At 51.3% G+C, this 17,699-nt stretch carries 17 protein-coding genes; 6 read left to right on the top strand and 11 right to left on the bottom strand.

Features of this window, described 5'->3' with window-relative positions; translation table 11 throughout:
* Positions 1-96 precede the first annotated feature (96 nt).
* The 4 genes from sbp to NNO02_RS05900 all read left to right on the top strand — a co-directional run bounded on the left by sbp (position 97) and on the right by NNO02_RS05900 (position 4,904).
* Positions 97-1,086 carry a sulfate/thiosulfate ABC transporter substrate-binding protein Sbp gene (sbp, locus tag NNO02_RS05885; RefSeq protein ID WP_271449571.1) on the top strand — a complete coding sequence of 330 codons (990 nt, stop codon included), beginning with the start codon at positions 97-99 and terminating at the stop codon, positions 1,084-1,086.
* A 104-nt stretch (positions 1,087-1,190) separates the two neighbouring features.
* Positions 1,191-1,940 (top strand): CDP-diacylglycerol diphosphatase, encoded by a 750-nt coding sequence (locus NNO02_RS05890; RefSeq protein ID WP_271454387.1) that lies wholly within the window; start codon positions 1,191-1,193, stop codon positions 1,938-1,940.
* A gap of 73 nt (positions 1,941-2,013) precedes the next feature.
* Positions 2,014-3,318: an SLC13 family permease gene (locus tag NNO02_RS05895; protein ID WP_137381456.1), complete on the top strand. Its 1,305-nt coding sequence runs from the start codon at positions 2,014-2,016 to the stop codon at positions 3,316-3,318.
* A 113-nt stretch (positions 3,319-3,431) separates the two neighbouring features.
* Positions 3,432-4,904, top strand: coding sequence for a DASS family sodium-coupled anion symporter (locus NNO02_RS05900; RefSeq protein ID WP_061066967.1), 1,473 nt, complete (start codon positions 3,432-3,434; stop codon positions 4,902-4,904).
* Positions 4,905-4,945: 41 nt separating this feature from the next.
* Here NNO02_RS05900 and tpiA read toward each other — a convergent pair whose 3' ends face one another.
* Both tpiA and NNO02_RS05910 read right to left on the bottom strand, forming a co-directional pair.
* Complete coding sequence (gene tpiA / locus NNO02_RS05905) at positions 4,946-5,713, bottom strand: triose-phosphate isomerase (protein ID WP_003028783.1); 768 nt, start codon at positions 5,711-5,713, stop codon at positions 4,946-4,948.
* A gap of 111 nt (positions 5,714-5,824) precedes the next feature.
* The gene (locus tag NNO02_RS05910) at positions 5,825-6,421 is read right to left on the bottom strand and encodes a YiiQ family protein (RefSeq protein WP_271441484.1); all 597 of its coding nucleotides are present in this window, start codon (positions 6,419-6,421) and stop codon (positions 5,825-5,827) included.
* Between the two features lie 100 nt (positions 6,422-6,521).
* On the opposite strand from NNO02_RS05910, the gene NNO02_RS05915 reads away from it, so the two are divergent.
* Positions 6,522-6,950 (top strand): DUF805 domain-containing protein, encoded by a 429-nt coding sequence (locus NNO02_RS05915; protein WP_005121733.1) that lies wholly within the window; start codon positions 6,522-6,524, stop codon positions 6,948-6,950.
* 33 nt (positions 6,951-6,983) lie between these two features.
* Here NNO02_RS05915 and fpr read toward each other — a convergent pair whose 3' ends face one another.
* The 4 genes from fpr to NNO02_RS05935 form a co-directional block, all read right to left on the bottom strand.
* On the bottom strand, positions 6,984-7,730 hold the full coding sequence (gene fpr, locus NNO02_RS05920) for a ferredoxin--NADP(+) reductase (protein WP_271454388.1): 747 nt from the start codon (positions 7,728-7,730) through the stop codon (positions 6,984-6,986).
* 95 nt (positions 7,731-7,825) lie between these two features.
* The gene (glpX, locus tag NNO02_RS05925; RefSeq protein WP_137381459.1) at positions 7,826-8,836 is read right to left on the bottom strand and encodes a class II fructose-bisphosphatase; all 1,011 of its coding nucleotides are present in this window, start codon (positions 8,834-8,836) and stop codon (positions 7,826-7,828) included.
* A gap of 177 nt (positions 8,837-9,013) precedes the next feature.
* Complete coding sequence (gene glpK, locus NNO02_RS05930; protein WP_271441490.1) at positions 9,014-10,522, bottom strand: glycerol kinase GlpK; 1,509 nt, start codon at positions 10,520-10,522, stop codon at positions 9,014-9,016.
* A gap of 21 nt (positions 10,523-10,543) precedes the next feature.
* A complete protein-coding gene (locus NNO02_RS05935) occupies positions 10,544-11,389 on the bottom strand; it encodes an MIP/aquaporin family protein (protein WP_137381460.1) in 846 nt (281 codons plus the stop codon).
* 426 nt (positions 11,390-11,815) lie between these two features.
* On the opposite strand from NNO02_RS05935, the gene zapB reads away from it, so the two are divergent.
* Positions 11,816-12,061, top strand: a complete 246-nt coding sequence (gene zapB, locus NNO02_RS05940; RefSeq protein WP_115259761.1) for a septal ring assembly protein ZapB — start codon at positions 11,816-11,818, stop codon at positions 12,059-12,061.
* Between the two features lie 214 nt (positions 12,062-12,275).
* Here zapB and NNO02_RS05945 read toward each other — a convergent pair whose 3' ends face one another.
* The 5 genes from NNO02_RS05945 to rraA form a co-directional block, all read right to left on the bottom strand.
* A complete protein-coding gene (locus NNO02_RS05945) occupies positions 12,276-14,207 on the bottom strand; it encodes a sigma 54-interacting transcriptional regulator (protein ID WP_271454389.1) in 1,932 nt (643 codons plus the stop codon).
* Positions 14,208-14,366: 159 nt separating this feature from the next.
* A complete protein-coding gene (locus NNO02_RS05950) occupies positions 14,367-15,326 on the bottom strand; it encodes a 2-keto-3-deoxygluconate permease (RefSeq protein ID WP_038636001.1) in 960 nt (319 codons plus the stop codon).
* Positions 15,327-15,412: 86 nt separating this feature from the next.
* Complete coding sequence (locus NNO02_RS05955) at positions 15,413-16,576, bottom strand: UxaA family hydrolase (RefSeq protein ID WP_038636004.1); 1,164 nt, start codon at positions 16,574-16,576, stop codon at positions 15,413-15,415.
* 21 nt (positions 16,577-16,597) lie between these two features.
* Complete coding sequence (locus tag NNO02_RS05960; RefSeq protein ID WP_064167206.1) at positions 16,598-16,888, bottom strand: UxaA family hydrolase; 291 nt, start codon at positions 16,886-16,888, stop codon at positions 16,598-16,600.
* 225 nt (positions 16,889-17,113) lie between these two features.
* A complete protein-coding gene (gene rraA / locus NNO02_RS05965) occupies positions 17,114-17,599 on the bottom strand; it encodes a ribonuclease E activity regulator RraA (RefSeq protein WP_003028798.1) in 486 nt (161 codons plus the stop codon).
* Positions 17,600-17,699 lie beyond the last annotated feature (100 nt).

Consider the following 17,699-nt stretch of genomic DNA (forward strand, 5'->3'; position numbering starts at 1 on the left):
CCTCGAAGTTATAGCAAATCTTTTTTTATTCTTTAATGTTTGGATCTCTTTCTGGCACGCTTTGCTCATCACAACACCACATAAGAGAGCTGGGCGATGAACAAATGGGGCGTAGGGTTAACATTATTGCTGGCATCGACCAGCGTTCTGGCAAAGGATATTCAGTTACTTAACGTATCGTACGATCCAACACGTGAACTGTACGAGCAGTACAACAAAGCATTCAGCGCACACTGGAAGCAGGAAACAGGCGATAACGTTGTTATCCGGCAGTCGCACGGCGGCTCTGGTAAGCAGGCGACCTCTGTTATCAACGGTATCGAAGCCGATGTCGTGACGCTGGCGCTGGCTTACGATGTGGATGCCATTGCTGAACGTGGCCGTATCGATAAAAACTGGATTACACGCTTGCCGGACAATTCTGCGCCTTACACCTCCACCATTGTCTTCCTGGTACGCAAAGGCAACCCAAAGCAAATTCATGACTGGAACGATCTGGTCAAACCGGGTGTGTCAGTGATTACTCCAAACCCGAAAAGCTCAGGCGGCGCACGCTGGAACTATCTGGCGGCATGGGGCTACGCTCTGCATCACAACAACAACGATCAGGCCAAAGCGCAGGACTTCGTCAAGGCACTGTTTAAAAACGTTGAAGTACTGGATTCCGGTGCGCGGGGCTCAACCAATACGTTTGTTGAACGAGGGATTGGCGATGTGCTGATCGCCTGGGAAAACGAAGCGTTGCTGGCAACGAATGAGTTAGGCAAAGATAAATTCGAGATAGTCACCCCAAGTGAGTCTATCCTCGCTGAGCCGACCGTTTCCGTTGTCGATAAAGTCGTGGAAAAGAAAGATACCAAAGCGGTGGCAGAAGCTTACCTGAAGTATCTCTATTCCCCGGAAGGTCAGGAGATTGCGGCGAAAAACTACTATCGCCCGCGTGATGCTGACGTCGCGAAGAAATACGAAAGCGCATTTCCGAAACTGAAACTGTTCACCATTGATGAAGAGTTTGGCGGCTGGACGAAAGCGCAGAAAACGCATTTTTCTAACGGCGGTACCTTTGACCAGATCAGCAAACGCTAAAGGTTGAGGTCACGGCAGAACCCGGTGGCATAGCGCGACCGGGTTTTTTATTTGTCATCGTTTTGCGTTACTCTTGCGCCTCAATGGGATACAGGGAACGCGTAATGAAAAAAGCAGGTTATCTTTTACTGGCGGTTATTGTGGTCGCCGCCGCTGCGGGCATAGGGTACTGGAAATTCAGCGGTAACCCGGACGCGTTACGCCAGATAGTCCTTGAGCAATGCCTGCCACATCAGTTGCAGCAGCACAATCCCGCGCCGTGTACTGAAGTTAAACCCGATGCCGGATATGTGGTGTTCAAAGACCGAAACGGTCCGCTGCAATATCTGTTGATGCCAACCTACCGTATCAATGGCACGGAGAGCCCGTTGCTGTTGGAATCTGGAACACCGAATTTTTTCTGGCTAGCCTGGCAGGCACGTAGTTTTATGAGTCAAAAATACGGTCAGGAGATCCCTGATAAGGCGGTATCGCTGACAATTAACTCACGTACCGGGCGTACGCAAAATCACTTTCACATTCATATCTCCTGCCTGCGACCCGACGTCAGAACGCAACTGGATGACAATATGGCGAAAATTAGCACTCGCTGGTTGCCATTGCCCGGCGGATTGCGCGGGCATGAATATCTGGCGCGTCGTGTGACGGAAAACGAACTGGCGCAGCGCAGCCCGTTTATGATGCTGGCTGAAGAGGTGCCGGATGCGCGTGAGCGGATGGGAAGCTATGCGCTGGCGATGGTGCGCCAAAGCGACGAATCCTTTGTCCTGCTGGCGACTCAGCGTGACCTGTTGTCGCTGAATCTCGCCTCCGCTGAGGAAATCCAGGATCATCAATGTGATATTCTGCGTTAGCCCCCCTTAATCTGGCGTTTACTCTCTTTGCCTGTCCCCGTATTCTTGTTGAAAAAAACAACAGGAGACAGGCATGTCGCTCTGGCTTTCACACCCTCTGTTTATTCCCTCTCTGGTGGTCGGCGTCACCATTTTGCTTTGGGCAACGTCGCTGTTGCCGGAATTTATCACGGCGCTGCTTTTCTTTGCCGTGGCGATGGTGGCCAAAATCGCGCCACCGGATGTCATCTTTGGTGGCTTTGCCTCATCGGCGTTCTGGCTGGTCTTCAGTGGTTTTGTGCTGGGCATCGCGATTCGTAAAACGGGGCTGGCGGACCGGGCAGCGAGGGCATTGTCGTCAAGGCTGACGGACTCCTGGCCATTAATGGTCGCGAGCGTGGTGCTATTGAGTTACGCGCTGGCGTTCGTCATGCCGTCCAACATGGGACGTATTGCGTTGCTGATGCCGATTGTGGCGGCGATGGCGAAACGGGCTGGAATTAACGACGGCACGCGCGCCTGGTATGGTCTGGCGCTTGCCGTGGGTTTTGGTACCTTCCAGCTTTCCGCCACGATCTTACCTGCTAACGTACCAAACCTGGTGATGAGTGGCGCAGCGGAAGGTTCCTGGGGTATCCACTTGAATTATCTTCCCTATTTGCTGCTGCATACACCCGTGTTGGGTTGGCTAAAAGGTGCGGTGCTCATTGCTCTTATCTGCTGGCTGTTTCCTGGCCAACCTCATGCCCCGCGCGATCTGACGCCACCAGAGCCAATGAGTCGTGATGAAAAACGTCTGGCCTGGATGTTAGCGGTGGTGCTGTTTCTGTGGGTCAGCGAAAGCTGGCATGGCGTGGGGCCGGCATGGACCGGGCTGGTGGCGGCGGTGATTACGCTGTTGCCGCGCGTAGGATTTATTAATGGCGAAGAATTTTCCAGTGGGGTGAATATCCGTACCTGCATTTACGTGGCGGGTATCCTGGGACTGGCCATCACCGTGACGCAGACCGGTATCGGTAGCGCGGTAGGCGAGGCGCTGTTACAGGTGATGCCGCTGGATGCGGACAAACCGTTTACCAGCTTCCTTGCATTGACCGGCATTACCACCGCACTTAATTTCATCATGACGGCGAACGGCGTTCCGGCACTGTATACCACACTGGCACAAAGTTTTTCAGATGCGACCGGCTTCCCGCTACTCTCGGTGATTATGATTCAGGTATTGGGCTATTCCACACCGCTATTGCCGTATCAGGCATCACCGATTGTGGTGGCAATGGCGTTAGGGAAAGTACCGGCAAGAGCTGGAATGCTGCTGTGTATCACGTTGGCGGCGGCAACGTATCTGATACTGCTGCCGCTGGATTATCTGTGGTTTAGCGTGTTGGGGAAATTATAGTTGTATCTGAATGTTAATTTTTTGTTTTGTGAGTGGGTGAATTGTATTATGCGCACCGATATTGGTTAATACCTGAGCGCATAATTGCGTGCTGGAAACTCAAGGATTGATTCATGGACAGATTGACCCCCATCCGCTGTTGGCCTGCCATCATCTCGATTGTTATTACGCTGACCATCTGGTTTGTTATCCCATGTCCAGCAGATGTTACCCCCGAGGCGTGGCATCTGCTGGCGTTATTTATCGGTACTATCGCGGCAATTATTGGTAAAGCCATGCCTATCGGCGCGATTGCGATTGTGGCGATTATGCTGGTAGCCATGACCGGCGTGACGCACCCCGGTAAACCCACCGCGGCGCTGAGCGATGCGTTAAGTGGTTTCTCCAACCAGCTTATCTGGCTGATCGGCATCTCGATTATGTTGTCGCAAAGCCTGTTGAAAACGGGGCTGGGCGCGCGTATCGGCTATGGGTTTATTGCGTTGTTTGGCAAAAGAACGTTGGGTATCGCCTGGGCGCTAACGCTGGCAGAAACGCTAATCGCACCCGTTACACCGAGCAATACCGCGCGCGGCGGCGGTATTATTCACCCGGTGATGCGAGCGATTGCGGAAAGTTTGGGCTCTCAACCCGGTGACAAAGAGAACGGCGCTACAGGTCGTTATCTGGCTCTGGTGAACTACAACATTAACCCGATCAGTTCGGCGATGTTTATTACCGCTACCGCGCCAAACCCGCTTATTGTGAGTTTTTTGACCAAAGGGACGGATGGGGTGCTGAATATGACCTGGGGGATGTGGGCGATTGCGGCGCTTCTTCCGGCCGTGGTCTCACTGGTCGTGATGCCTATTGTCATCTGGTGGCTCTATCCGCCCGCTATTACACGCACGCCGAATGCGCCAGAGTTTGCCCGGGAAAAGCTGGGGGCACTCGGTCCGTTGTCGTTGGCTGAAAAAATCACCCTCGCGGTTTTCGCTTTGCTGCTCTGCCTGTGGGCAGGTGTTCCAGCAATGCTGATGGGCAGTACCTGGGCCGTTAACCCCACCAGCGCGGCGCTGATTGGCTTGTCTGTTCTGTTAGTGACAGGGGTATTGAGTTGGGACGATATCCTTAAATGCCGTGGAGCATGGGATACGATAGTCTGGTTTGCCGCACTGGTTATGATGGCGGATTTCCTGAGCAAACTGGGCCTGGTGGGGTGGCTGGCGACGAGTGTTGGTAGTGCAATTGACCATCTCGGCGTGCACTGGAGTATCGCCACGCTGCTGCTGATCCTGCTTTATGTCTATTCACACTACTTTTTCGCCAGTACCACTGCACATATCACGGCCATGTTCGCGGCTTTCTTCGCTGCCGGATTAGGCCTCGGTGCTCCACCGGCGCTGCTCGGTCTGATGCTGGGCTTCTCCTCCTCGTTGATGATGTCGCTCACGCACTATGGTACAGGGACTGCTCCAATCATCTTTGGTTCGGGTTACGTTACACTGGCTGAGTGGTGGAAAACGGGGCTGGTGATGAGTGTGGTCAACCTGACCATCTGGGGTGTTACGGGGGCCTTCTGGTGGCACTGGCTGGGATACTGGTAAAGCAGATATAAGAAGGGGAGCGATGCTCCCCTTTTAACAACTTAGGCCTGTTTAGCGGCTTCAGCGGCTTTAACGATTACGGCGAAAGCGTCTGCTTTCAGCGATGCACCGCCAACCAGCGCGCCGTCGATGTCCGGCTGAGCGAACAGTTCAGCAGCGTTTGCTGCGTTTACGGAACCGCCGTACTGGATGATCACTTGTTCAGCGATTTTCGCATCAGCTTTAGCAATGTGGTCACGGATGAATTTGTGGACTGCCTGAGCCTGAGCAGGCGTTGCAGATTTACCGGTACCGATAGCCCATACAGGTTCGTAAGCGATAACCACGCCTTCGAATGCTGCTGCGCCCTGAGTTTTCAGCACTGCGTCAATCTGGCGTGCGCAAACTTCTTCAGTTTTACCTGCTTCGTTTTCTGCTTCGGTTTCACCGATGCACAGAACCGGCGTCAGACCCTGCTCTTTCAGCACAGCGAATTTCTTCGCGATCAGCTCGTCAGACTCTTTGTGGTAAGTACGACGCTCAGAGTGACCGATAATGATGTACTGCGCGCCGATATCTTTCAGCATTTCAGCGCTTGTTTCACCGGTGAATGCGCCAGACAGGTTCAGGTCAACGTTCTGCGCGCCCAGAATGATGTGGCTACCGGCAGCGGCGTGTTTCGCCAGGTCGATATACATTTCCGGCGGAGCGATTGCTACTGCACAGCCAGCAACGCCAGCCAGTTCTTTACGCAGGTTAGCAACCAGTTCGTTTACCATGTGGCGGCTGCCGTTCAGTTTCCAGTTACCCATCACTAAAGGATGTCGCATTTCATTTCTCCACGCTTGTCAGCGAATTAAGGAAGATGGCCGCCCATCAGGGCAGCATGGTCTGTGAAACAGTATAGAGATTCGTCTGCGGAAAGGCTTTGCTTTTTGTCATCAATTCGCTTTCTCAAGACTTTCTGATAGTGCCAGCTTAATCGGTTCAACAGCGAAGGTCAGCCCCTTTTCGCCGTTATCTGCAACAACATAGCGAATTGCGCCTTCGGTTTCGGCGTAATAGTGCTTACCTTTGCCGGCAGCGAGTAATTTTTGCAGCTTTTTCTGGCTTTGCTCTTTTGTCAGTAGCGGCGCGACGGTGCGAATGACGGCGGTCATGTATTCCAGCGCTTTCGCTTTGGCCGCCTTTTGTTCTGGCCCCTGAATCGGCAGCCAGGTTATCTGCATACTTTTTATTTTTAAGGTACCGCGCTCAAGGGCGGAGGACGCATACAGGTTTTCATTGATTTTACTGGCGGCACGGGTGAGATTTGCCCGATCGCGGCTGCTGTCGATGGCACGGAACTCATTCAGAGCAAGCTTAGGATTCTGTGTATTAAAGTTTTCACGAAACTGACTAATCGACAGGTCAAAGGTCGGCGCGCCCGCCAGTAAATAGGGGGCCGTGGTTGCCGTCGATGGTTCTTCCGCCAGCGCCGCTGTATTCACGGACATGGCTGAAAACAATAATAAAAACAGAGTCAATCCTTGCTTCATCAATCGTACCTTTTATTCTTACTGCTCACGATTAAAACGGTAACCGCCGGGCTTGTCAAAAGGGTAAACTGTTCTGGAAGGTAATAATAAAGGAATCTACATGACCATACAGCAGTGGTTATTCTCATTTAAAGGGCGTCTTGGACGCCGTGATTTCTGGATTTGGATCGGTCTGTGGATTGTCGGGATGCTGGTTTTGTTTTCGCTGGCGAGTAAACAATTGCTCGATATCCAGACGGCGGCATTTTGTCTGGTCTGTCTGCTGTGGCCGACGGCTGCAGTCACAGTAAAACGTCTGCATGACCGGGGTCGCTCCGGCGCGTGGGCGTTCCTGATGATTCTTGCATGGATGCTGCTGGCCGGAAACTGGGCGGTATTGCCTGGTGTCTGGCAATGGGCGGTAGGCCGTTTTGTACCGACGTTGATTCTGGTGGGTATGCTTATCGATCTGGGCGCGTTTGTCGGCACCCAGGACGCAAATAAATACGGTAAGGACACGCAGGACGTAAAATACAGAGCTGACTCGTAGGCCGGATAAGCGTTAGCGCCATCCGGCAAGCCCTTACCAGTAATGTTCAGCGGTCATATGGCCCGGTCGACGGCGCAGATGTTTGGTCATCTGCCGGGTTTCTTTCAGCAGTTGCTGCGTGTCGCGTACCATTTGCGGGTTACCGCAGAGCATCACATGACTGGTTGCTGTATCCATGGGTAGCCCCACCGCAGTTTCCAGCGCGCCGCTTTCAATCAACGCCGGAACTCGCCCGGTTAATGAACCTGCAGCGGTTTCACGGCTGACAACCGTCTGGATACGTAATTTACCTTCGTAGCGTTTTTCCAGGTCCTGCATTAACGGCAGATAGCTTAAATCGGCGGCATAGCGGGCGGCATGGACCAGCACCAGATTTTTAAAACGGTCCAGACCTTTGCCCAACTGCAGAATCGATAAATATGGGCCGATAGCCGTACCGGTTGCCAGCATCCACAGCGTGTCGCAATCGGGGACTTCATCCAGCACGAAGAAACCGGCTGCTTCGCTCACGACCTGGACTTCGTCGCCAGGTTTTAGCGCCGCCAGTCGGGGGCTGAGTTTTCCGTCAGGAACCGTCACCAGATAGAACTCTAAATCGGGGTTGTCAGGCGCATTCACGTAGGAATAGGCACGCTGGACACGCTCGCCGTCGATTTCGAGGCCGAGCTTGGTAAATTGGCCTGCCGTGAAGGGAAGAACCGGAGCTCGCACGGTCAAACTAAATAAGGCATCGGTCCAGTTCTGTACCTTAGTGACTTTGCCTGTTACCCAATCTGCCATGGTTTTCTCCTGTCTGCTGTGATTGCCTTATCTTCGTTCGTTGCACGAAAGATTTCCAGCCCAGATGGGCTGGAAGGCTCTATTGATCAAATCAATTACAGGATATGCGTCTGTACATCCGGATCTTTGCGATCGAGGTAGTGGATGGACTGAATACGACGGATCGTACGTGATTTCCCACGGATCAGCAGTGTTTCGGTGGTGGCAATATTACCTTTGCGGCTAATCCCTTCCAGCAGATCGCCTTTGGTGATCCCGGTTGCTGAGAAAATAACGTTGTCGCTGCGGGCCATTTCATCCAGACGCAGCGCTTTACCTGCCTCAATACCCATCGCGGCGCAGCGAGCCAGCTCCTGTTCGCCGATACGACGGTTCTCTTCGCTGTCACCTTTGACGTCATGGCGAGCCAGCAGACGGCCTTGCATGTCGCCATCCAGTGCGCGGATAACGGCGGCAGAGACGACACCTTCTGGTGCGCCACCAATGCCATACAGCACGTCAACTTCACTGTCTGGCATACAGGTCAGAATCGACGCGGCCACGTCGCCATCGGGAATCGCGAATACGCGAACGCCCAGCGCCTGCATTTCGGCGATGGTTTCATCGTGGCGTGGTTTCGCCAGAATGGTGACGGTCAGTTCGCTCAGCGGTTTGTTGAGCGCGCTGGCGACATTACGCAGGTTCGCTTCCAGCGACAGATTCAGGTCGATTGAACCTTTGGCACCAGGGCCGACAATCAGCTTTTCCATGTACATGTCCGGCGCGTTCAGGAAGCAACCCTTGTCGCCGACAGCCAGTACCGCCAGTGCATTCGCCTGGCCCATTGCTGTCATACGTGTACCTTCGATGGGATCGACTGCAATATCAACAGCATCGCCGAGACCGGTTCCGACTTTTTCACCGATAAACAGCATCGGTGCTTCGTCGATCTCGCCCTCGCCAATCACGATGGTGCCGTCAATGTTGACCTGGTTGAGCATAATACGCATGGCGTTCACGGCCGCGCCGTCAGCGGTGTTTTTATCGCCGCGACCCAACCATTTATAGCCAGCCAGTGCAGCCGCTTCGGTCACGCGTGAAAATTCAATGGCAAGTTCTCGTCTCATTGCAAACTCGTAGCAGAAAGGAATGGCGCGAAGTGTAGCACAGGGGAGGGGGCGAGATTATTGATGTGTGTGCGGGGTTGCCCCGCACGGAGATATAGCCGGATGGCGACGCTAACGCGTCTTATCCGGCCTACGTCAGTTTCGTATCAGTAGGCCGCACCACCCGGCAATGATGTATTACTCTTCGTGATCTTCCCACGCCAGAGCGCGTTTGACCGCTTTTTTCCAGCCGCTGTAACGGAAGTTACGTTCGGTGGTTTCGATGCCAGGGCGGAACTCACGCTCAATGACCGCTTTTTCCTGCAGCTCATCCAGATTCTGCCAGAAGCCGACAGCCAGACCGGCCAGATATGCCGCACCCAGCGCAGTCACTTCGCGAACTTCCGGGCGCTCAACGCGTGTGCCGAGAATGTCAGACTGGAACTGCATCAGGAAGTTGTTGGCTACCGCACCGCCATCCACGCGCAGTGCGTGCAGACGAATACCGGAGTCCGCCTGCATTGCTTCCAGTACGTCACGCGTCTGATAAGCGATAGACTCAAGCGTAGCACGGATGATGTGGTTGGAGTTTACGCCACGGGTCAGGCCGAAGATGGCGCCACGTGCATACGGGTCCCAGTATGGTGCGCCCAAGCCAGTGAACGCCGGAACAACATATACGCCGTTGGTGTCTTTCACTTTGGTGGCGAAATACTCTGAGTCGAATGCATCGCTGATGAGTTTCATCTCATCACGCAGCCACTGGATGGACGCACCCGCCATGAACACGGCACCTTCCAGCGCGTAGTTCACTTCCCCGGTCGGGCCACAAGCGATAGTGGTCAGCAGCCCATTTTCTGACTTAACGGCTTTCTCGCCGGTATTCATCAGCATGAAGCAGCCAGTACCGTAGGTGTTCTTCGCCATCCCTTCCTTCACGCACAGTTGGCCGAAAAGTGCAGCCTGCTGGTCACCCGCGATACCGGAGATAGGAATACGTGTGCCGCCTTTACCGCCAATGTTGGTCTGGCCATAGACTTCAGAAGAACGGCGAACTTCCGGCAGCATTGCACGCGGAATGTCCAGCGCGTCCAGCATCTTGTCGTCCCAGTCCAGGGAATGGATGTTGAACAGCATGGTACGTGAGGCGTTGGTGTAATCCGTGACGTGTACGCGTCCCTGAGTCATTTTCCAGATAAGCCAGGTGTCTACGGTACCGAACAGCAGCTCGCCGCGACGGGCGCGCTCACGCGAGCCTTCTACGTGGTCGAGGATCCACTTCACTTTGGTACCGGAGAAATACGGGTCAATGACCAGACCGGTGTTGTTACGGATGTACTCTTCCATACCGTCGCGCTTGAGCTTCTCGCAGATATCTGCGGTACGACGACACTGCCACACAATGGCGTTATAGATCGGCTTACCGGTTTCACGTTCCCAGACAATGGTGGTTTCACGCTGGTTGGTAATACCGATCGCTGCAATTTCATCGGAACTGATATCGGCTTTCGCCAGCACTTCTACCAGCGTGGAGCTTTGGGTCGCCCAAATTTCCATTGGGTCGTGTTCTACCCAGCCTGCTTTCGGATAGATTTGCTCGAATTCGCGCTGTGAAACGCTAACGATATTCGCATCGTGGTCCATTACGACCGCGCGGGAGCTGGTGGTGCCCTGGTCGAGCGCAACGATATATTTTTTTTCAGTCATCATTTTTGTCCCGTAGTCACATTACTGCGAAGCTTTTTGTTGAGTGTTGGTCGCAACGTCTTTTTCTTCAATCGCGCAGACATCGCACGGTAAATGGCGACCAATCAGTTTGCGATATGCCCATGCGCCCAGAATTGCGCCGGTAATCGGGCCAAACACGGGGACCAGGAAGTAAGGGATATCACGACCACCCGTGAAGGCAATCTCGCCCCATCCAGCCATCCAGGCGAAGAGTTTCGGTCCGAAGTCACGTGCCGGGTTCATCGCAAAACCGGTCAGTGGACCCATGGATGCACCAATAACGGCAATCAGTAAGCCGATCAGCAGCGGTGCCAGTGGACCACGCGGTACACCGTTACCATCATCGGTCAGTGCCAGAATCAGCCCCATTAGAATAGCGGTAATGACCATTTCAACCGCGAAGGCCTGCACAAAATTGATATGCGGGTTTGGATAGGTGGAGAAAGTACCTGCCAGATTAAGGCTTTCTACACTACCGCGCACGATATGGTTCGTTTGTTCGAAATCGATGAAAAGATTGTAATAAAGCCCGTAAACCAATGCCGCTGCGCAAAAGGCGCCAGCAATTTGAGAAATAATAAAAGGAACGACTTTGCGTTTGTCAAAACACGCAAACAGCCATAGTGCGATTGTGACTGCTGGATTCAGGTGTGCGCCAGAAACGCCTGCTGTCAGATAGATAGCCATGGCTACCCCCAGACCCCAGATGATACTGATTTCCCACTGACCAAAAGTAGCACCAGCCACTTTGAGTGCAGCGACACAACCCACACCGAAGAAAATCAACAACCCGGTACCGAGGAATTCAGCAATGCACTGGCCTTTCAAGGTTGATGTTTGACTCATAATCGGATCCTGAAGAGTTTAATGTTTATTGTATGCGAGAAGGTCACTGACATCCCCGGAGCCGGTAGGCACACTGTTAATTTATCGTTAACGCTCAAAAACGAGAAATATCGAAATTAAAATGTGTGTACTCCATCAACAAAATGAGCGTTTTCGCGCCATTGAGCGGTATTTGTTATACAAAAATAGTGTGAGCTGAATCATTTCACCGATCATCCTGTTAACACTTAAGAGTTATGACAGTTATGTCACCAGGACAAAGATTAAAAGTGTTGCAAACCGCAATCTGCGCGGGATGCCGCTGGACAGGGATGACGCGGCTTCATACAATCGGTGTTAAGTAGTGTGCGCTCGTTTTTATTAAGGCGTCGCCGGTTATCGGGACGAGGATTTTTATCCATCAACGCCTTGCAATTCAGGAGAGGTATGACGATGTCATTAGAAGTGTTTGAGAAACTGGAAGCAAAAGTACAGCAGGCGATTGATACCATCACGCTGTTGCAGATGGAAATCGAAGAGCTGAAAGAAAAGAATAACTCACTGTCGCAGGAAGTTCAGTCTGCACAGCAGCAGCGTGAAGAACTGGAGCGTGAGAACAACAGCCTGAAAGAACAGCAGAGTGGCTGGCAGGATCGTCTGCATGCCCTGCTGGGTCGTATGGAAGAAGTCTAATCCTCGTCATATTTCACGTTATGGCGGCGTTGGCTGCGTGCATTCACCCCAGTCACATAGTGGTCTATGCTCCTGGGGATTCACTTACTTGCCGCCTTGCCCTGACGCGAAATCTTTAGAGGATTTAGAGTACGAGTTTGTAGGCCGGATAAGGTGTAAGCCGACATCCGGCAATATTTATCTTTGATAACGGCCTTGCTTGCGGGCTTTCCCATCAATCACCAAGCCAACGGGTGAACGAGCTACGGTCAATATCCAGTTGCTTCGCTGCACGGCTTTTGTTGTTTTGCTGTCGTAGTAGCACCCCTTTGAGAATACGGCTACGGATCCGTTTATACGGCCCTTCGAGCAACTGGCAGTCCGGGCAGTGATGGCGAGGTTGTTGGGGGGAAGACGCTTTATCGGCTTGTAAATCCTCAATCAGTAACGTGGCGGCAGAAAGAGACACCACGCCGGATGAAAACGATAACGCCAGGCGCTCCATAATATTATTCAACTGACGTACGTTACCCGGCCATAAATATTTTTTTAGCTCACTCCATAAACTTTCGCTCAATGCAATGGGAGGCAACTGATAGGACTTTCTCAGCGCATCTAAAGTTGTTTGCCCAATAAGTTGGATATCGTCCGGGCGTTCACGTAACGGTAATGTGGTGACCTTGAGCACATTCAAGCGATAAAAAAGGTCTTCTCTAAAATCACCGGCTGCAATCATTGCCGGTAAGTTTCGGTTTGTGGCCGCAATAACGCGGACGTTGACCGGAATCATGTGATCTGCGCCCAGGCGCATCAGTTGGCGCTCCTGCAGAATGCGTAAGAGTTTTGCTTGTAAGAACTTATCCAGTTCGCTGATTTCATCAAGAAAGATGGTGCCGTTATGCGCCAGTTCAAACATCCCGGCGCGGCCTTTTTTAGAGGCACCGGAAAACGCGCCATCGACATATCCAAAGAGTTCGCTTTCCATAATTGAAGCGGGGATTGCGCCGCAGTTAACCGCAACAAATGGCCCATTGCGATGTGAACTGGCGTTATGAATGCTCTGCGCCAGAACCTCTTTGCCGGTACCATTTTCACCGAGTAGCAGTATTGTTGCTTCGGTTTCCGCATATATCCTGGCTAACCTTAAGCGAGCCTGCATTTCACGGTTGCAGGTAATAAAATCTTCGAAGTGATACCTGGCGTGAAATCCTAACTTTTTCGCTTCTTTGATTCTTATCTTCTGCTCAGCATTCTGTAAGTTAGATGATGTCTGGAGGGTGATCACCACGCGGTTGAGATTTTCGTTTTCTACAATGGGGAACTGGTTAACCACAAATTCGCCATAGGGTGTGTTGATTAACTCATTTTCTATCGGGATATTATTTTGCAGGTCTTCCCAGTTTAGCGTTAAGGAAGGTATTTTTTTATTGATTAAATCATGTTTACTGAGTTGTAAAAGCTCGACGGCTTTATGATTACAGTGAATGACTTTACCGAAATTATCAATGAGAAGAATGAATTTATTGGTGTGGTCAAGTAACAGGTTTAGCTGGTTTTGCTCAATGCGCTCATTAGCGAGCGCCTGATACAGCTGAATTGCCTCATGTAATGCCAGTTCTATGGACTCGACACCTGAATGGAAAGGGATGAAATGTTCCATGCTGTGTGTGCCAAAATAAAGCGGGCAAATGGCATCGCCAATAATAAGATCTATCTGGTTATTTTGTGTGTAATTGACAAAGTCATTCCTGACATTCTCAATGCAAGGGTTGGCCATTTCGTCAATGATAAACTCAGTGAGTTGCAGATTAAGCATCCTGGCTATTTTCATACAGCCGTCGATAACGCTGCGAAACCCAATAACCCCAATATTTTTATTGAGCCCAAGATATGGCCTGAGGGCATCGATAATATCATAAGCGGATGTTTTTATTTCAATGACAGGCTGCGGTATTTTTTGTTTAAGCATCCATGCCATGCCACCGCGACTAATCACAAGATCAGGGGAATTCGTGCGCAATATCGGGATCACGGAATCAACATCGTCAAGGGTGGCATTTAATATCGTTATATTTGCGATGTGATTATATCGGATAGACAGGCGTTCAGCTTCTAGAGAGAGCGCTTGTAAAGGAGAAACGATGTAAATATTAGGTAATTTTAACATGTTGAATCCAGCATGATCATGATGTGAAGTCGATAACGGTGGAAACAGTTGTCGGCATTATTGTAGAAACAGTAATCCATTCACGACTTACTGTTTCTGCAATCTTTTTGTCACATAAATGGTGAACAGCGGAATTGTTTTCGATCAACTCTGTGGAATTTATGTTTTTGATAACTGCTGGCGTTGGGCGATTCTCCTTTGTTCGCGGCGAGCAACCCAGGCGGTTATAAACGGTACGACTAAGGAGGTGACGATCGTAGAGGCGGCAATCTGCGGCGTCGCTACGGCGATTAATGCTGACACGCTGGGGTCAACCGCGGCGATGGCTGCGGGGGTCGCAACGGCGTTACCGGCCGTCGTGGAGACTGCCGCTCCGGCGATGCCTGAACCTCCGACAAAACGGGAGACGGCAACATTAATCAGCGCGCCAATAAATGCGGTCATGAGACCCAGAATAACCCCTGCGAATCCGGCCATCAGCAGGGTGCTGAAATCGATTCCGGTACCCAGACCAAAAGAGAAGAAGGGGATCAGCATCGCGCCGCCGCTTTTCAGGAACGAACGCATATCCTCATCCAGATTTCCGAGCAGCATACCAATCAGTATTGGTAAAACAACGGCGAACAGCTCCATTATTGGGATCGACACCAGCCCAGCGGCACCCATCGCCACCATCGTCAGAAAGGGGCCTTCAAGTACGGAAAGCACAGCGATAGCGCCCGCATCGGTTTCATTGCCAAACTGTTTGGTCAGTGCAGCGTAGAGGCCCATATTCGCATTGGTCATGGCCGCGATAATGGCGAGTGCAGACAAACCAAAGAAGCCGTTGGCGCCGCAAAACTTTGCGACCAGTAAGCCAATTGCTGTCCCGACAACCAACTTGGACAGCATAATGGCGAACCCTTTTTTCAGGGCGACCGGCGCGGCCTGTAGGCGGATTTCAGCGCCCATACAGACAAAAAATACGCCCAGGATAGCGAGAGCGCCATGAGCTACCGCCGTCGAAAAGCTCCCTATTTCTAAAGCACCAGGACAAAATGTCTTTAATAATGCTCCGATCAATAACGGGATTACCATCATCCCGCCTGGGAATTTCTCAATTGTTTGTTTTATTTTCATGAGGAGACTTCCGTGTTTTCGTAACGGATATAAATGATGGGAATATGTTATTTATTCCCACCGTATAGGGTTATATTTCTATCGTCTTAAAATGTTGGTGCGATCTTGTAAATAGAGAATTCCTTATGCCCAAGATCTTCAGCTTTGGTTGTTTTACCATTAGAAACCTTAATGATTTCCTGATAAATCACCTCGCCCATCTCATTAATAGAAGATTCTCCCCGCATAATCGATGAAACATCAATATCAATGTTGTCGCGCATTTTGGTAAATGTTTCTTCGTTGGCGGTGATTTTGATCACTGGCGCAATCGGGTTTCCCGTGGGGGTTCCGCGCCCGGTAGTAAAGATAATAATTTGTGCACCGCCGGCCACCATCCCGGAGATGGATTCGATATCTTGTCCAGGGGAGTCCATCACCCATAGTCCACGACCGCCAGGGAAATCTGCGTATTGCAGGACGCCCTGTAGCGGTGAATGACCCGCTTTGTGCATGCAGCCCAGAGATTTTTCCTCAATGGTGGTGATACCGCCCTGGATATTACCTGGCGTCGGTTGCCCGCCCCTGATATCTGCGCCCAGGGCTTTCGCTCTTTCTTCACACCCCACAACCAGCTTGATTAAATCGTCTGCGACTTGTGAATTAATGGCCCGACGAGCAACAACGTGTTCTGCGCCAATGAATTCGGTGGTTTCTGAAAGAATCGATGTGCCACCATCGTTAACTAACAAATCAGATGCAACACCGCAGGCAGGGTTGGAGGCGAGGCCAGAGGTGGTATCAGAACCTCCGCATTCCATTCCGAGGATCAACTCGCTGACGCTTATTTCTTCGTAGTCTTGCTGGGACAAATCCTGCGCATACTGACGTGCGATTGAAATTCCGCGCGCCTGACACTGCAAGGTCCCCCCTTCATTCTGAATTGTGATGCAGGAAACCGGCTTACCAAATTTCGTGATTTCTTGCGCAATGTGAGTAGGTTCAGCGCCTTCACAACCCAGTCCGACAACGAGTATGGCGCCAACGTTGCCGTTCCTGGCAACGTTGATCAGTGTTTTTTCGGTTAATGCAGCATCACCAGCAATCTGGCAGCAACCAAAATCATTATTAAGCCAGGTTGAGCCATGAACCTGAGCGGAGATGTCCTGAGCGACTTTATTGGCGCAAACGCTGGTAGGTAAAATTAAGACGTAGTTGCGAATACCCACGCTGCCATCCGGACGACGATAACCTTTGATTGTTTTTTTCATTTTCACTTGTTCCTTCAGCCTTTATTTCCAATCCCCACGGCCACGTTCACTTTCAACATTATGAACATGAACATAATCTCCGGTCTGGATAGACTTTGTTGCCCGACCAATGGATTCACCGTATTTGTAAACTTCGCCATGAAGCGCAACGGCTTTAATGGCAAATTTATGACCGTAAGGGATGTCATCCCGTAAGGTGATGGTCAGATTTTCATTGCCAACAAACATGTTGGCGACGTCTCCGGCCTTGAGGGGCTGGATAGCAGTAGCAACGCTATCTTGCGGGTTAATAACCACTGCATTTTTCTTCATAAAAAATCCTTATGCGCTTTGATTGGATACAGTGGTATAAAGCATAAGGCGTGCCATGTTTTTAACTTGTTGTTTATTAAGATAAATAACACGCAGTGTGGGAAGGGGGAGATAGAGCCGCTGTAAGTCGCTTCATCAGTTGCGGCAAATAGCTACAGTTGCGGCGTGCAAAAGGTGGGTACGACGGAAACGCATAAAAAAGGCACCTTGCGGTGCCTTTTTTGCTTACTCGATATCGAGCGGGTCTTCGGAAAGAATTATCCCGGTATTGTCGGCGTACAAGTGGTCGCCGGAAAAGAACGTCACGCCGCCAAAATTGACGCGCACATCGCTTTCCCCAATGCCTTCACCTGCAGCACCAACCGGAATAGCGGCAATCGCCTGAATGCCGATGTCCAGCTCTTCCAGATCGTCTACCTGGCGTACTGAGCCGTAGATGACCAGACCTTCCCATTCATTCTGTACTGCCAGACGAGCCAGTTCGGCATCGACCAGCGCACGACGGACAGAACCGCCACCATCGACCAGCAGAATACGACCACGGCCGTTTTGTTCGAGCAGATCGTACAGCAACCCGTTGTCCTCGAAACATTTTACCGTGATGATTTGTCCGCCAAACGACGACCGTCCTCCAAAGTTAGAGAACAGCGGTTCCACGACGTTGACATCTTCCTGATAGATGTCACAAAGCTCGGATGTATCGTATTTCATAGGCTTAACGTTCAGTTGCTGCGAGAATTTTTAGTATATCGCGCTATATGTACTGTTGGCAAAATCATCAATTGTTAATTAGTGTCCAGATCAATAACCA

The sequence above is a fragment of the Citrobacter sp. Awk 2 genome (genome assembly GCF_028069815.1).
Lineage (GTDB): Bacteria > Pseudomonadota > Gammaproteobacteria > Enterobacterales > Enterobacteriaceae > Citrobacter.

Coding starts and splice junctions, on each gene's coding strand:
- zapB (WP_115259761.1), top strand. CDS start 11,816: ATGACGATGTCATTAGAAGTGTTTGAGAAACTGGAAGCAAAAGTACAG.
- NNO02_RS05950 (WP_038636001.1), bottom strand. CDS start 15,326: ATGAAAATAAAACAAACAATTGAGAAATTCCCAGGCGGGATGATGGTA.
- sbp (WP_271449571.1), top strand. CDS start 97: ATGAACAAATGGGGCGTAGGGTTAACATTATTGCTGGCATCGACCAGC.
- glpK (WP_271441490.1), bottom strand. CDS start 10,522: ATGACTGAAAAAAAATATATCGTTGCGCTCGACCAGGGCACCACCAGC.
- NNO02_RS05895 (WP_137381456.1), top strand. CDS start 2,014: ATGTCGCTCTGGCTTTCACACCCTCTGTTTATTCCCTCTCTGGTGGTC.
- NNO02_RS05915 (WP_005121733.1), top strand. CDS start 6,522: ATGACCATACAGCAGTGGTTATTCTCATTTAAAGGGCGTCTTGGACGC.
- NNO02_RS05935 (WP_137381460.1), bottom strand. CDS start 11,389: ATGAGTCAAACATCAACCTTGAAAGGCCAGTGCATTGCTGAATTCCTC.
- NNO02_RS05955 (WP_038636004.1), bottom strand. CDS start 16,576: ATGAAAAAAACAATCAAAGGTTATCGTCGTCCGGATGGCAGCGTGGGT.
- NNO02_RS05900 (WP_061066967.1), top strand. CDS start 3,432: ATGGACAGATTGACCCCCATCCGCTGTTGGCCTGCCATCATCTCGATT.
- NNO02_RS05945 (WP_271454389.1), bottom strand. CDS start 14,207: ATGTTAAAATTACCTAATATTTACATCGTTTCTCCTTTACAAGCGCTC.
- fpr (WP_271454388.1), bottom strand. CDS start 7,730: ATGGCAGATTGGGTAACAGGCAAAGTCACTAAGGTACAGAACTGGACC.
- NNO02_RS05960 (WP_064167206.1), bottom strand. CDS start 16,888: ATGAAGAAAAATGCAGTGGTTATTAACCCGCAAGATAGCGTTGCTACT.
- NNO02_RS05890 (WP_271454387.1), top strand. CDS start 1,191: ATGAAAAAAGCAGGTTATCTTTTACTGGCGGTTATTGTGGTCGCCGCC.
- tpiA (WP_003028783.1), bottom strand. CDS start 5,713: ATGCGACATCCTTTAGTGATGGGTAACTGGAAACTGAACGGCAGCCGC.
- NNO02_RS05910 (WP_271441484.1), bottom strand. CDS start 6,421: ATGAAGCAAGGATTGACTCTGTTTTTATTATTGTTTTCAGCCATGTCC.
- glpX (WP_137381459.1), bottom strand. CDS start 8,836: ATGAGACGAGAACTTGCCATTGAATTTTCACGCGTGACCGAAGCGGCT.
- rraA (WP_003028798.1), bottom strand. CDS start 17,599: ATGAAATACGATACATCCGAGCTTTGTGACATCTATCAGGAAGATGTC.